14 protein-coding genes and 1 tRNA gene are annotated in these 12,340 nt (G+C 61.7%); 7 read left to right on the forward strand and 8 right to left on the reverse strand.

The window, feature by feature from the left end; all coding sequences use genetic code 11:
* Positions 1-8 precede the first annotated feature (8 nt).
* Positions 9-1,247: an aspartate kinase gene (locus GSQ90_RS12960; protein ID WP_158815258.1), complete on the reverse strand. Its 1,239-nt coding sequence runs from the start codon at positions 1,245-1,247 to the stop codon at positions 9-11.
* Positions 1,248-1,360: 113 nt separating this feature from the next.
* Here GSQ90_RS12960 and ubiG point away from each other — a divergent pair, with 113 nt between their 5' ends.
* Positions 1,361-2,110: a bifunctional 2-polyprenyl-6-hydroxyphenol methylase/3-demethylubiquinol 3-O-methyltransferase UbiG gene (ubiG, locus tag GSQ90_RS12965; protein WP_158815259.1), complete on the forward strand. Its 750-nt coding sequence runs from the start codon at positions 1,361-1,363 to the stop codon at positions 2,108-2,110.
* Here the strand turns inward: ubiG and GSQ90_RS12970 are convergent.
* Positions 2,107-2,790 (reverse strand): hypothetical protein, encoded by a 684-nt coding sequence (locus tag GSQ90_RS12970; RefSeq protein ID WP_158815260.1) that lies wholly within the window; start codon positions 2,788-2,790, stop codon positions 2,107-2,109. The genes ubiG and GSQ90_RS12970 overlap by 4 nt on opposite strands.
* Before the next feature lie 153 nt (positions 2,791-2,943).
* Here GSQ90_RS12970 and GSQ90_RS12975 point away from each other — a divergent pair, with 153 nt between their 5' ends.
* Together GSQ90_RS12975 and GSQ90_RS12980 are read left to right on the forward strand one after the other, a co-directional pair.
* Complete coding sequence (locus tag GSQ90_RS12975; RefSeq protein WP_158815261.1) at positions 2,944-3,930, forward strand: NADPH:quinone oxidoreductase family protein; 987 nt, start codon at positions 2,944-2,946, stop codon at positions 3,928-3,930.
* 135 nt (positions 3,931-4,065) lie between these two features.
* Positions 4,066-4,674: a GNAT family N-acetyltransferase gene (locus GSQ90_RS12980; protein ID WP_158815262.1), complete on the forward strand. Its 609-nt coding sequence runs from the start codon at positions 4,066-4,068 to the stop codon at positions 4,672-4,674.
* A gap of 174 nt (positions 4,675-4,848) precedes the next feature.
* On the opposite strand, the gene GSQ90_RS12985 is transcribed toward GSQ90_RS12980, so the two are convergent.
* Both GSQ90_RS12985 and GSQ90_RS12990 read right to left on the reverse strand, forming a co-directional pair.
* A complete protein-coding gene (locus GSQ90_RS12985) occupies positions 4,849-5,628 on the reverse strand; it encodes a succinate dehydrogenase iron-sulfur subunit (RefSeq protein ID WP_158815263.1) in 780 nt (259 codons plus the stop codon).
* Between the two features lie 368 nt (positions 5,629-5,996).
* Positions 5,997-6,569: a TetR/AcrR family transcriptional regulator gene (locus GSQ90_RS12990; RefSeq protein ID WP_210254889.1), complete on the reverse strand. Its 573-nt coding sequence runs from the start codon at positions 6,567-6,569 to the stop codon at positions 5,997-5,999.
* A gap of 77 nt (positions 6,570-6,646) precedes the next feature.
* Here GSQ90_RS12990 and GSQ90_RS12995 point away from each other — a divergent pair, with 77 nt between their 5' ends.
* Complete coding sequence (locus tag GSQ90_RS12995; RefSeq protein WP_158815264.1) at positions 6,647-7,075, forward strand: tautomerase family protein; 429 nt, start codon at positions 6,647-6,649, stop codon at positions 7,073-7,075.
* 191 nt (positions 7,076-7,266) lie between these two features.
* On the opposite strand, the gene GSQ90_RS13000 is transcribed toward GSQ90_RS12995, so the two are convergent.
* A tRNA-Val gene (locus tag GSQ90_RS13000) sits at positions 7,267-7,342 on the reverse strand.
* A gap of 259 nt (positions 7,343-7,601) precedes the next feature.
* Here GSQ90_RS13000 and GSQ90_RS13005 point away from each other — a divergent pair.
* Both GSQ90_RS13005 and GSQ90_RS13010 read left to right on the forward strand, forming a co-directional pair.
* Positions 7,602-8,474, forward strand: a complete 873-nt coding sequence (locus GSQ90_RS13005; RefSeq protein ID WP_158815265.1) for a hypothetical protein — start codon at positions 7,602-7,604, stop codon at positions 8,472-8,474.
* Complete coding sequence (locus GSQ90_RS13010) at positions 8,471-8,695, forward strand: hypothetical protein (protein WP_158815266.1); 225 nt, start codon at positions 8,471-8,473, stop codon at positions 8,693-8,695. Before GSQ90_RS13005 ends, GSQ90_RS13010 begins: the two co-directional genes overlap by 4 nt.
* A gap of 332 nt (positions 8,696-9,027) precedes the next feature.
* On the opposite strand, the gene sdhA is transcribed toward GSQ90_RS13010, so the two are convergent.
* Genes sdhA through sdhC form a run of 3 tightly spaced genes read right to left on the reverse strand, consistent with a single transcriptional unit; the run spans position 9,028 to position 11,697 of the window.
* A complete protein-coding gene (sdhA, locus tag GSQ90_RS13015; RefSeq protein ID WP_158815267.1) occupies positions 9,028-10,842 on the reverse strand; it encodes a succinate dehydrogenase flavoprotein subunit in 1,815 nt (604 codons plus the stop codon).
* A gap of 44 nt (positions 10,843-10,886) precedes the next feature.
* Complete coding sequence (sdhD, locus tag GSQ90_RS13020) at positions 10,887-11,276, reverse strand: succinate dehydrogenase, hydrophobic membrane anchor protein (RefSeq protein WP_158815268.1); 390 nt, start codon at positions 11,274-11,276, stop codon at positions 10,887-10,889.
* A 13-nt stretch (positions 11,277-11,289) separates the two neighbouring features.
* Positions 11,290-11,697, reverse strand: a complete 408-nt coding sequence (gene sdhC / locus GSQ90_RS13025) for a succinate dehydrogenase, cytochrome b556 subunit (RefSeq protein ID WP_158815269.1) — start codon at positions 11,695-11,697, stop codon at positions 11,290-11,292.
* 212 nt (positions 11,698-11,909) lie between these two features.
* Between sdhC and GSQ90_RS13030 the strand changes: the two genes are divergently transcribed.
* On the forward strand, positions 11,910-12,323 hold the full coding sequence (locus tag GSQ90_RS13030; protein WP_158815270.1) for a MarR family winged helix-turn-helix transcriptional regulator: 414 nt from the start codon (positions 11,910-11,912) through the stop codon (positions 12,321-12,323).
* Positions 12,324-12,340: the final 17 nt, after the last annotated feature.

Consider the following 12,340-nt stretch of genomic DNA (forward strand, 5'->3'; position numbering starts at 1 on the left):
CGCGGCCGTTATATCGCTGCGTCGAGCCCGTAGAGCGAATGCAGGGTGCGGACCGCCAGTTCGGTATAGGCGGCGTCGATCAGCACTGAGAATTTGATTTCGGATGTCGTGATGGCGCGAATGTTCACGCCCTTCTCGGCCAGGGCCTTGAAGGCGCGGGCGGCGACGCCGGAATGGCTGCGCATGCCGATGCCGATCGCCGATACTTTGACCACGTCCTGCGCGCCTTGCAGCAGGGCGTAGTTGATCTGGCCGCGACGCTCTTCCAATATCGCCTTGGCGCGCGCGTATTCGGCGGCCGGCACCGTGAAGGTGATATCGGTCGTCGTCGTGTCGTCCGAGACGACCTGGATGATCATGTCGACATTGATGTTGGCTTCCGCCAGCGGCATGAAGATCGCCGCCGCCACGCCGGGCTTGTCGGCGACCCGGCGCAAGGTGATCTGAGCCTCGTCTTTCGAAAACGCGATGCCGGTGACGACCTGGCTTTCCACAATGTCCTCCTCGTCGCAAATCAGCGTGCCCAATTTCGGATCGGCGGGGTCGTCGAAGGACGAACGCACAATGAGCTTGACCTTATGCACCATCGCGACTTCGACGGAACGCACCTGCAGGACCTTCGCGCCAAGCGAAGCCATTTCCAGCATTTCCTCGAAAGCGACCCTCTCCAGCCGGCGGGCTCTGGGGACCACGCGCGGGTCGGTCGTGTAGACGCCGTCGACGTCGGTATAGATATCGCAGCGGTCGGCGTTAATCGCGGCGGCTAGCGCAACCGCCGAAGTGTCGGATCCGCCGCGCCCGAGCGTCGTCACCCGGCCGCTCGCCGCATGAAGACCCTGGAAGCCGGCGACGACCGCGATCTCCCTGTCGGCGAAACGGGCGATGATTTTCGAGCCGTCGACGCCGACAATGCGCGCCGCGCCATGCGCGTCATCGGTGTGAAGCGGGATCTGCCAGCCCTGCCAGGAACGCGCTTTCAGTCCCATATCTTTCAGGACGATGGCGAGCAGGCCCGCCGTGACGAGTTCGCCCGACGCGACGATGGCGTCATATTCGCTCGCGTCATAAAGGGGCGCCGCTTCGCGGACCCAGCCGACCAACTCGTCGGTCTTGCCCGACATGGCCGAGACGACCACCGCGACATCATGGCCCGCGTCGGTTTCGCGTTTGACGTGGCGCGCGACATTACGGATTCGCTCGATATTGGCGACTGAGGTGCCGCCGAACTTCATCACCAGGCGCGACATCAAGATTCCAACGAATGAACACCCGCCAAGCGGCTCGCGCCGTCTGCGAAGGGCGCGTATAGATGGCGCCGCAGGGGCGGTCAACGCCCGTTTCCTTTGCCGGATCGCCCGTCATGCGCGCCTCAGACGCCTCCTCCAGCGTGGATCCCGCCGATGTCGCGCGTTTCGATGCGATCGGCGATGACTGGTGGAACCCTTCGGGGTCCATGCGCGCCTTGCATCGGATCAATCCATTGCGCATCGCCTGGCTGCGCGATCTCATCATCCGCCATTTCAAGACGTTGGCTCAAGCAGGCGAGTTGCCCCTCGCCGGCCTGACCATCCTCGATATTGGCTGTGGCGCTGGCCTGTTGGCGGAGCCGTTGGCCAGACTCGGCGCCGACGTCACTGGCCTTGATCCCGCGCCTGGCAATATAGAAGTGGCGCGGCGCCACGCGGCCGAGACCGGCGCCCGTCTCTCTTATCGCGCCGCGACGCTTGAGCAGTTGGCGGACGAGAGCCCATCCTTTGACGTCGTTCTTGCGATGGAAGTCGTCGAGCACGTCAGGGACATGCCTTCCTTCGTCGGGACCGCTTGCGGATTGGTGCGGCCGGGCGGGCTTTTCGTCGCCTCGACCTTGAACCGCACATTGAAGAGCTTCGTTTTGGCGATCGTCGGCGCCGAATATATCCTGCGCTGGGTGCCGCAGGGCACGCATCGCTGGGAACAATTCGTGACGCCGGAAGAATTGAGCGGCGCGTTCCGATCCGCCGGCCTCAGAGAAGCCGCCCGGGCCGGAATGGTCTACGATCCACTGCGCGCCGCCTGGCTTATCTCGCGCGACATGGGCGTCAACTATATGATCGCTGCCAAGCGCCCTTAGTTCGAGGGGCAATCCTTCTGCACGCGCTCCAGCGCCTGCGAGAACCCGGCGAGCGAATAAGTATCGGTCGTCACATGGCCTTTTTTGGAAGCGGCCTTGACCTGCAGTTTGGCGGCTTTGCGCATCTGATCGATCAATTGGCCTTCTTTGGCGGCGTTCTTGACCCAGAGATTGGAGGTCTTGGCCAGGAGTTCAAAAGATTGGTCGCCGACGATCGCCATCGCCTGTAAGTCCTCGCCCTTCTTCTTGGGATCAGGCTTGTCAGCAGCGGCTTCGGGCGAATTGGCGACGTCAAAACCCATGATGAACGAGATTTCGTTGCGCACGCCCTCGCCGGGGCGGTCCGAAATAAAGGCGTAGGCGGGATCGCGCTTGAGATCGGCGGGCGCACGGTCTTTAGGCTGCGCCAATGTATAGCAGACGCGGCCTTTGGCCGCCTGCGTCTGATAGACGCCCCAGTCGCCAAAACTCGCCACCAGCAATGGCTTGCCAGGCGCCGCGTCGGCGCTCTTGTCGCCCGCCTTTGGCTTGTCGGCCGCCGTCGCCTTCGTCGGCTTTTTCTTGGCCGCAGCGGCGGCTTTGTCCGAATCTGGACTTTGCTGGGCCAAAACATTGCCCGCGACCAACAGGCCCATCATGGCGCAGAGGACGAAGGCGGTTGGTTTCGCGAAGCGAATCATGGGATGAGTTTACTCCGGCGGACGCCACGCGGCGATGGGGCTTTTCATGGGCGGCGAACGGGGCGAAATTCTGACCCGGTTCCCAGCGTTTAATTGATAGTTTCGCAAACTTATCCAATCTTAGTGAAAAAAGACTCAAATTCGAGGTCCGCGATGAAAGCCCTGGTTTGCGAGAGTTTTGGCCCTCCCGAAACGCTGAAGCTGGTCGACTTGCCCGATCCGGTCCCCGGCGAAGGCGAGGCGCTGGTCGATGTCAGCTACGCCAGCCTCAATTTTTTCGACCTGCTGGTCATTGAAAACAAATATCAGGTCAAGCCGCCCCTGCCGTTTTCGCCCGCCGCTGAATTTTCCGGACGCATCGCGGCTCTCGGTCCCGGCGCGACAGGCTTCAAGATCGGCGACCGCGTCCTCGGCTATACCGGATTTGGCTGCGCCCGCGAGCGGCTGGTGAGCCCCGTCGCGCGTTTGGTCGCTCTTCCCGACGGGCTTTCGGAAGAGAAGGCGGCGGGCCTGTCGATCACCTATGGCACGACGCTGCATGCTTTGAAGCAGCGCGCCGATCTCAAAAAAGACGAGACTCTCGTCGTTCTGGGCGCTTCGGGCGGCGTCGGTCTGGCGGCAGTCGAAATCGGGGCCTTGATGGGGGCGAAGGTGATCGCCTGCGCCTCTTCCGATGAAAAGCTCGCCTTCGTGCGCAAGTTCGGCGCCCAGGAGACGATCAATTACGCAACCCAGGATCTGCGCGCTGAACTCAAGCGCCTCACAGGAAGTCGCGGCGTCGATGTCGTCTATGACCCCGTCGGCGGCGCTTTGACCGAGGCCGCCTTGCGTTCGCTTGGCTGGAAGGGGCGCCTGCTGGTCATCGGCTTTGCCTCGGGCGAAATACCCAAGCCGCCGCTCAATCTCGTCTTGCTGAAGGGTTGCGACATTCGGGGCGTGTTCTGGGGCGATTTCATCGCCCGCGAGCCGCAGGCCCATCACGCCAATATGGCCGAGCTTCTCGCCCATGCCGCGAGCGGCGCCATCTCGGCCCATGTCCACGCCGCCTATCCCTTGGAATCCTTCATCGAAGCGTTCGGCGCGATTGCACGCCGCGAGGCGCTCGGCAAAGTGTTGCTGAAGATGGGGACGACGGCCTAGCCGGCGCCTTCATTGGCGCCATCGATGGGCCCCGCTCGCCCAATTGTCAGACTTGTTTCTTATGCTGCAGCGCATCATATGGGGATTTCCAGGGAGGAACGCGTCGGGAGGCGTTGCTCGATTCTGGAGTTCGCTATGGGACCCGCTTCCCAGGAAACCATTCGCCGACTTTGGCCCGCCGACAGGGCGGCCTTTCGCGCTCATCTCCTGCGTCTTGATCCGCAGAGCCGCAACGACCGCTTTGGCGGCGGCGTCTCGGATGAATTTCTCGACCGTTACGCCGCCCATTGCTTCGGCGCGGGGGATCTCGTCTTCGGCGCCTTCGTCGACGGCCAATTGCGGGGCGCGGGCGAATTGCGCTCGGCCAACGCGACCTGGACCGAGCGCGCGCCCTTCGTGCAGCGGGCCGTGGCGGAGGCGGCGTTCAGCGTCGAAGAAGCCCATCGCCGGCACGGCATAGGCGAGCATTTATTTCAGCGCATCTTGCGCGCGGCGAGCAATCACGGCGTCGCGACGATCGAGATCATGTGCCAGGCCGACAATCGCCCGATGCAGAAGCTGGCCGCCAAATTCACCCCCGAATTCCGCTTCGAGGCGCACCAGATCACCGGCCGCCTGATTGCGCGCCGGCCGACGCCCTTCTCGCTCTGGCGCGAGGCGTCGCAGGACATGGCCGATCTTACGGCGTCGATGATCGACGCCCAGATGCGCGCTTTGTTCTCGCGCCGGGCGCCCGGGGTTTGAAAATGTTTGGGGTTTCCTCGCTTGACGCGACAAAGCGCAGGGGCGGTGCGCCATTGGTGGCGCAAAAAATTGATAAATATCGATAATTTTTGACGCGCCACGTTCTTCCGAATTTCTATCGGGCGAGGACGAGAGATATCAGGGCGCCGCCCGCGCTCCCAAACAGCCTCTCCCTCACATCTGCCGTTCCAGCATCATGCTCTTGATCTCGCCAATCGCCTTGGCGGGGTTCAACCCCTTCGGGCAGGTCTTGGCGCAGTTCATGATCGTGTGGCAGCGATAGAGGCGGAAAGGGTCTTCGAGATTGTCGAGCCGCTCGCCCGTCGCTTCGTCGCGCGAATCGATTAGCCAGCGATAGGCCTGCAACAGGACGGCGGGCCCGAGATAGCGGTCGCCGTTCCACCAATAGCTCGGGCAGGAGGTCGAGCAGCAGGCGCACAGGATGCACTCATAGAGACCATCGAGCTTGCTGCGGTCTTGAGGGGATTGCCGCCATTCCTTCTCGGGCGGCGGCGAATCGGTCTTCAGCCAGGGCTCGATCGAGGCGTGCTGCGCATAGAAATGCGAGAGGTCGGGCACGAGGTCCTTGACGATCTCCATATGCGGCAGCGGATAGATTTTCACCGCGCCATTGATCTCGTCCATGCCGCGCGTGCAGGCGAGCGTATTCATCCCATCGATATTCATCGCGCAGGAGCCGCACACGCCCTCGCGGCAGGAGCGGCGGAAAGTGAGCGTCGGATCGATCTTCGATTTGATCCAGATCAAAGCGTCCAGCACCATCGGCCCGCAATCGTGGCGGTCGACATAATAAGTGTCGATGCGCGGATTGGAATCGTCATCTGGATTCCAGCGATAGACGCGGAACTCGGTCGTCTCCTTCGCCCCGGCGGGTTTGGGCCAGGTCTTGCCAGGAATCATGCGCGAGTTTTTGGGAAGGTTGAGCTGGACCATTGTTGTTTCCGTCGGCCGAAGGGCGTGTAACTCTCGAGTTCAGCGCGACCCCGCACCCCAACCCTCCCCCACAAGGGGGAGGAGGAAGGCGCGAACCTTATCCCCTCCCCCCTTGTGGGGGAGGGTTAGGGAGGGGGGTCGCACAACGCTTGAAAATTGTCAGGGCAGAGCGCGGACGTAGCTCATTCAATTTCAATCGAATCGTTTCCAGAACGCCCTCGAACCTTCGAACGCGGCGCGGACACCGGGGATTTCTGGACCCTGCGGAGGGTCAAGGTCAATAGATTCCCGATGCGGCAATTGGGAGCAATCCGGCGCCACGCGCGCGCTTGCCTGACTTTACGCTCAGCGGCCAGCGGGCTTGACGCTCATCCCTCGGATTTCTCCTGTTGCGCCGCCGCGATGGCGGCCATCAATTCGGCGGCGACGCGGTCGAGCGGGCCAAACGACTGTTCGGCGCGTGAAAGAATGACCGCGCCTTCGCATGCTGAAATCAACAGCGTCGCGAGCGCCGGCGCCCGCTCCTCGGGAACGCCGCCTTCGGCGAGCAGCGCGCCGATATGCGAAACCCAGTTCCGGAAGATCGTCGCGGCGCGGTTCAGCAGTTCGGGCGCCTCCGCGGCGATAGTGACGGCGGCGATCGCGCAGCCCGAACCAAAATGCGAGCCTGCGAGGATGCGCCGCCACAGATCAATGAACCCTTGTGCGACTTCAATCGCCGGTCGCCCCGCCATATCGCCCAGGGCTTTCATCGCCCAGTCCGCCGCCAGGTCGAGGGCGTCGAGCACGAGCTCTTCCTTGCCGCCGGGAAAGTGGTGGTACAGCGACCCTCTCGGCGCCCCGGACGCCTTCAGCACCTCGCTGAACGAGCTGCGCTGCAGCCCCTTCGCGGCGAGCGACAGAGCGGCCTTCTGAACCATGCGCGTTTTGACGTCGTCCACTTGGTTCTCTCCTTGACTATGACGACCATCATAGTTATCGATATGACGATCGTCATAGTTCAGCCGGGATCACAACCATGCCCATGATAGACATTTATGCGTCCGCCGGGACATTCGCCGATAGCCATCAACTTGCGATCGACGCGGCGGCGACGGTCAAATCCATCGAAAAGGTTCCGGATATCCCGATGTTCCGCAAGAACACCGCCGCCTTCGTCCATGAGCTGCCGCGACGGGCGATCGCCAATGTCGACGGCGACAGTAATTATGTGCGCGTTCAGGTTCTGACCAACGCAGGCGCGCTGGATCGCGACAAGCAGATCGCAATGGTCCAGCAACTGACCGACCTTGTCGCGAAGGCCGCGGGAGATCCGAGTCTCAAACAGAGAACCTGGGTTCTGCTCTCCGAAGCCGCCCCGGGCGGTTGGGGGCTATGGGGCCATGCGCATACGAACGAGGAGCTCGTGGGCGCCGCCCGGGCGGAGATCGCGAAGCTGAAGGGGTGAGGAGGCGTGAGAGCGTGACGCCGGGCTCCGCCAATCTATAAGGTCTGGACCGGCTCGCGAGCGCGACTCTGGAAAGACGTTGATGCCCATGTTATATTATTGGAACGGTCAATGCTCAAGGAGCCAATTCCGTGGGCGTCTGATCTGGGTTCGAGGCGCTGGAACGTTTCGACCCCACTAACTCGAATGCTTGGCTCCCCGGCTAGGATTCGGACCTAGGTTGCCTCACTTGTAAGGGCGGGCGTCCTACCGTTAGACGACCGGGGAAATTAATCGAAGCCAATTGCAGGGCCGTTGCCTTTCCTTGAACCGGATCGGGGCAGCGGCCCTTCCTTTATCCTCGCCCCGCCCGCGTCGGCCTGCCGCGCCGGGGCTCTTTCCCTCCTGAGCATTAGCGTCGCTCCTTTCACGGTTGCAATCATAGCCATTCAAGACATAACGTCAAGCCCCATTCTTCCATCTCTCCTGAAATTTGACGGCGCTGGCAAGACGTGCCATATCTTATGCGCAAACTCAGGAGGCGACTATGCCGGCCGTTTTGATTAAGCGTCGTCCCGAGGCGGGGCAACGATTTCCGTTTATCCCGCTGGCGCGGGCAATCGAACGTGCGCGTGAATTGTATAAAATTGCGAACGGCCATGAGGTGCCATTCGCAACTGCGGTCGGTGCATGGGGCTATGCCGAGAAAAGCAGCGGCGGTTCGCAGACCGCAGCGGCGTTGAAGGCATTCGGGCTATTGGAGGACATCGCGGGGAGCGACGTTCGCAAAGTCAAACTTACCGATGCCGCAATGCGCATAATTCGCGACCCGCGAGACATCTCGCCCGATCGCGACGGATTAATTCGGGAAGCGGCAATGAAGCCGGCTCTTCATCGCGAAATCCTCGAAAAATATAGCGGTATGCCGCCTTCGGACGAAGCTCTTAAGGCCTTTCTTCTGATCGATCGAGGGCTAAAGGATGAGGCGGTCCCTGATCTGATCCGAGAGTTTGCGGCCACAATGTCCTTTGCAAAAATCTCGGAATCTGCTACCATTCAAGACATGAAATCGGAAACGGCTTCGGCCAGTGATTATATTGAAGCTGTGATCATCAAAGCCGAGCGCCCCGCCGTGTCTTCCAGCGCATCCGTTTCGCGTTCCCTGCTTGATGAGAGTCCCACGTCAGTTCATTACCCGAAGGCAAAGGGGGGTATGCTGCAAGAGATTTTCAATTTGGACGAAGGGCCCGTCACTCTATCGTTCCCCAGCGATCTTTCCCGAGAAAGCTACGAGGACCTGAAAGATCAACTCGACCTCTTCTTGCGTCGAGCGGAACGACGCGCGTCGGGTGGCCTTCGGTCGAAGCTCCGTCTTTTGCAGGAGGAGGCCGATTTCGACGACGGCAACGGTGAGCAATGATCAGGTGGAGCGTGATTGCATGGCCGATCCACGGATACCCCGGAAACGAGAAAGCACAAGCTGAAGAGCCGATGAACTTTACTACCGATGACGGGGCTAAGGCTTATGTAGTGGAAATGGGAGCCAAGCACTATCAAGTGGAAGTGCGCCCCATGGGGGAAAATAAAGCCGAGATAATGGATGACGCGCACGCGCGGCTGTGGGCCCATAAGTTATCTTGAAGCAGTTCGGAGCGCCTTAAACAATTTAGGACACTCCTTCCCTCAAATTCGGACACTCAGGGCCAACTTAGGACAGCACCCATTATCGCTGCAGCAATTCGCGTTTTGGCGATCGGAGGATTTTTCCCCGTCATGGCCGGGCTTGTCCCGGCCATTCACGCCACGCACTTGCTGCTTCGTTCTGAAAGTTTGGTACGACGTCGCGGCGTGGATGGCCGGGACAAGCCCGGCCATGACGACCAGGGGCTCCGGAGATAGGGAAAACTTCCCACGCCCTTTGCGGATTTCGGTTTTCGGACAGCCTTGCACAAGGGGGAGTGGGAAATGGGCTTCTAATACACCCGCGCCTTCGGCTCGATATAAGCAATGTCGTTGCTCATCGTATACGTATGCACCGGCCGGTAATCGATCGTCACGCTCTGCTTCTCCGGGTCGATCCAGGCGAGCGTGTGCTTCATCCATTCCTTGTCGTCGCGGTTGGGGTAATCCTCGCGCGCATGGGCGCCGCGGCTTTCGAGCCGGTTGACGGCGCTGTCCATGGTGACGACGGCCTGGGCGATCAGATTGTCATATTCCATCGTCTCGATCAGATCGGAGTTCCATATCAGCGAGCGATCGGTGACATGGACGTCGGCGCCGGCGCGCCAGACGTCGTGGATCAGCGTCGATCCCTCGCCGAGCACTTCGCCGGTGCGGAACACCGCGCAATTGTTCTGCATCGTGCGCTGCATCTTGAGCCGCAACTCGGCCGTCGGCGTGCCGCCATTGGCGTTGCGGAAGCGATCAAGGCGCGCCAAAGCGAAATCAGCGGAATCCTTCGCCAGTTCGGCATGCTTTTCGCCCGGCGTGATCAATTCGCCGGCGCGCATCGCGGCCGCGCGGCCGAACACGACAAGATCGATCAGAGAATTGGAGCCAAGCCGGTTGGCGCCATGCACCGAGACGCAGGCGGCTTCGCCAAGCGCCATCAGGCCGGGCACGATCGCATCGGGATCGCCGCCGACTTTGGTGAGAACCTCGCCGTGATAATTGGTCGGGATGCCGCCCATATTGTAATGGACGGTCGGCAGCACCGGGATCGGCTCTTTCGTGACGTCGACGCCGGCGAAAATCCGCGCGCTCTCCGAAATGCCGGGCAGGCGTTCGTGCAGAATTTTCGGATCGAGATGGTCGAGATGCAGGAAGATGTGGTCCTTGAGTTTGCCGACGCCGCGGCCCTCGCGGATTTCCATCGTCATCGACCGGCTGACGACGTCGCGCGACGCGAGATCCTTGGCCGAGGGCGCATAGCGCTCCATGAAGCGCTCGCCTTCCGAATTGGTGAGATAACCGCCCTCGCCGCGCGACCCCTCGGTGATCAGGCAGCCGGCGCCATAGATGCCGGTCGGATGGAATTGCACGAATTCCATATCCTGCAGCGGCAGGCCCGCGCGAAGCGCCATGGCGTTGCCGTCGCCCGTGCAGGTGTGCGCTGACGTGGCGGAGAAATAAGCGCGGCCATAGCCGCCGGTCGCCAGAATCGTCAGATGCGCGCGGAAGCGATGGATCGTGCCGTCGTCCATTTTCAGGCAGACGAGGCCGCGCACGCGGCCGTCGCTGTCTCGGATCAGGTCGATCGCGAAATATTCGATGAAGAATTCCGTTTTCGCCTTCAGCGCCTGGCCGTAGAGCGTGTGCAGGATCGCGTGGCCGGTGCGGTCGGCGGCGGCGCAGGTGCGCTGGGCGATGCCTTTGCCGTAATCGGTGGTCATGCCGCCGAACGGGCGCTGGTAGATCTTGCCTTCCTCGGTGCGCGAGAAGGGCACGCCCCAATGGTCGAGTTCATAGACGGCGGCGGGCGCCTGGCGGCAGAGATATTCGATCGCGTCCTGGTCGCCGAGCCAATCGGAGCCTTTGACCGTGTCGTACATATGCCAGCGCCAATCGTCGGGGCCCATATTGCCGAGCGAAGCGGAAATGCCGCCCTGGGCCGCCACCGTATGCGAGCGCGTCGGAAAGACCTTTGAAATGCAGGCGGTGCGCAGGCCAGCCTGCGCGCAGCCGACGCTTGCGCGCAAGCCCGCCCCGCCCGCGCCGACGACGACCACATCGAAACTATGGTCCGTGATCGGATAGGCTTTTCGCCCGTTCGCGCCATTCGTGGCCATGGATCAATGCAACCTTGTGTTGGCGAATTCTAGGACTTGAAGCTTCAGACGAAGCCGATGCGCAGCACCGCATAGATGCAGGCCAGCGCCAGCGCGGCGGCAAAAACCAGATTGGCCATCAGGGCCCATTCCCGCGCGCGGCCATGGATATAGTCGGCGATGATCGAGCGCATGCCGATCTGCATATGATAGATGCCGGCCAGCACGAACAGCATCATCAGGATCGCGGGAAAGGGGTGGCCGAGTTCCGCCCGTGCGCCATTATAGTCCTTGGAGAGCAGCGACAGGATGAGCCAGACAAAGGCGATCGTCAGCGGAACCAGCGCCGCGGAGGTCACCCGCATCAACCAGTCTTCGCGCATGCCCGAGCGCGCGGAGCCAAGGAAGCGGACGCGCCCAAGAGGCGTGCGCATGGAATTGAGGTCGTCGGCCATGAACCTGAGCTCCTTAATAGACCGCAAGGCCGATCGCCCAGACGATAATCGTCAGGACGAACCCGCCGATGAGGGTGCCCATCGCCAGCCATTCGCGTTGCGGCTTGTCCATGCCATAGCCGGCGTCCCAGATAATATGCCGGATGCCGCCAAGCATGTGGTGAAACAAAGCCCAGGTGAAGCCGAGCAGGACGAGGCGGCCGAGAATCGAATTGAGGCAGGCGGAAGCGACGCCGAAAGCTGTCGCGTCCATCGAGGTCGCGAGGAGGAACCAGGCCAGAAGCAGCACGCCGATATAAAGCGCGCCGCCCGTGATGCGATGCACGATAGACATCACGTAGGTCATGGTCGGGCGCCAAACGCTCAGATGCGGCGACAGCGGTCTGGCGCGGGGCGTCGGCGCGGCGTCTGTGGCGGCCATGGCAATGCTTTCGTTTTTGCGAAACCCGCGCATTCAACTATCGGAATCAGGCGACGTCCGCAACGGCGGGGAAGGCGGGTCTTCGCGGGGAAAGCGTCGCGCCGCTGTGTAGGGCCGCCGCGTTTTGCCGAAGCCGCGCTATTCAGGCCATTCGCGGCGGCCTTGGCTCACGATCTGTTGACAATTCTGATTTATGTGCATATACACTATTTATGATCGATGCTCCCTTCGACTTTAGCGCTTGCCGGCAATGCGCCTGTTCGGCGGTGCGCCGGGCGAGCCGCGCGATCACCCAGCATTATGACGCAGCGCTGCGCGGCTCGGGATTGCGAAACACGCAATTCACGCTCCTCGCGACCCTGGCGCAAGGCGGCCCCATGCCGATGACCCGCCTGGCCGCCTTTTTGGGTCTTGAGAGAACCACCCTGACGCGCAACCTCAAAGCGCTCTTGCGCGATGGGCTTGTTGAGCAGCGCGAAGAAAAAGATGGCCGCGTCCGCCGGATCGCTGTCACCGCGAAAGGCGAGATGGCGGCGCGCAAAGCCTTCCCGCTTTGGAAGAAAGCGCAGGACAGCGTGAGAGAAGTGACTGCGTCGTTCGATCTGGGGCTCGCCAGCGGCGGATAAATTTTTGCCAAATATGT

This window comes from Methylocapsa sp. S129, assembly GCF_009765995.1.
Taxonomy (GTDB): domain Bacteria; phylum Pseudomonadota; class Alphaproteobacteria; order Rhizobiales; family Beijerinckiaceae; genus Roseiarcus.

Excerpts from the sequence above, each read along its gene's own strand:
- sdhD (WP_158815268.1), bottom strand. The coding sequence starts at position 11,276 with ATGGCCGACGACCTCAATTCCATGCGCACGCCTCTTGGGCGCGTCCGC.
- GSQ90_RS12970 (WP_158815260.1), bottom strand. The coding sequence starts at position 2,790 with ATGATTCGCTTCGCGAAACCAACCGCCTTCGTCCTCTGCGCCATGATG.
- ubiG (WP_158815259.1), top strand. The coding sequence starts at position 1,361 with ATGCGCGCCTCAGACGCCTCCTCCAGCGTGGATCCCGCCGATGTCGCG.
- GSQ90_RS12960 (WP_158815258.1), bottom strand. The coding sequence starts at position 1,247 with ATGTCGCGCCTGGTGATGAAGTTCGGCGGCACCTCAGTCGCCAATATC.
- GSQ90_RS13030 (WP_158815270.1), top strand. The coding sequence starts at position 11,910 with ATGATCGATGCTCCCTTCGACTTTAGCGCTTGCCGGCAATGCGCCTGT.
- sdhC (WP_158815269.1), bottom strand. The coding sequence starts at position 11,697 with ATGGCCGCCACAGACGCCGCGCCGACGCCCCGCGCCAGACCGCTGTCG.
- GSQ90_RS12985 (WP_158815263.1), bottom strand. The coding sequence starts at position 5,628 with ATGGTCCAGCTCAACCTTCCCAAAAACTCGCGCATGATTCCTGGCAAG.
- GSQ90_RS12975 (WP_158815261.1), top strand. The coding sequence starts at position 2,944 with ATGAAAGCCCTGGTTTGCGAGAGTTTTGGCCCTCCCGAAACGCTGAAG.
- GSQ90_RS12995 (WP_158815264.1), top strand. The coding sequence starts at position 6,647 with ATGCCCATGATAGACATTTATGCGTCCGCCGGGACATTCGCCGATAGC.
- GSQ90_RS13010 (WP_158815266.1), top strand. The coding sequence starts at position 8,471 with ATGATCAGGTGGAGCGTGATTGCATGGCCGATCCACGGATACCCCGGA.
- sdhA (WP_158815267.1), bottom strand. The coding sequence starts at position 10,842 with ATGGCCACGAATGGCGCGAACGGGCGAAAAGCCTATCCGATCACGGAC.
- GSQ90_RS13005 (WP_158815265.1), top strand. The coding sequence starts at position 7,602 with ATGCCGGCCGTTTTGATTAAGCGTCGTCCCGAGGCGGGGCAACGATTT.
- GSQ90_RS12980 (WP_158815262.1), top strand. The coding sequence starts at position 4,066 with ATGGGACCCGCTTCCCAGGAAACCATTCGCCGACTTTGGCCCGCCGAC.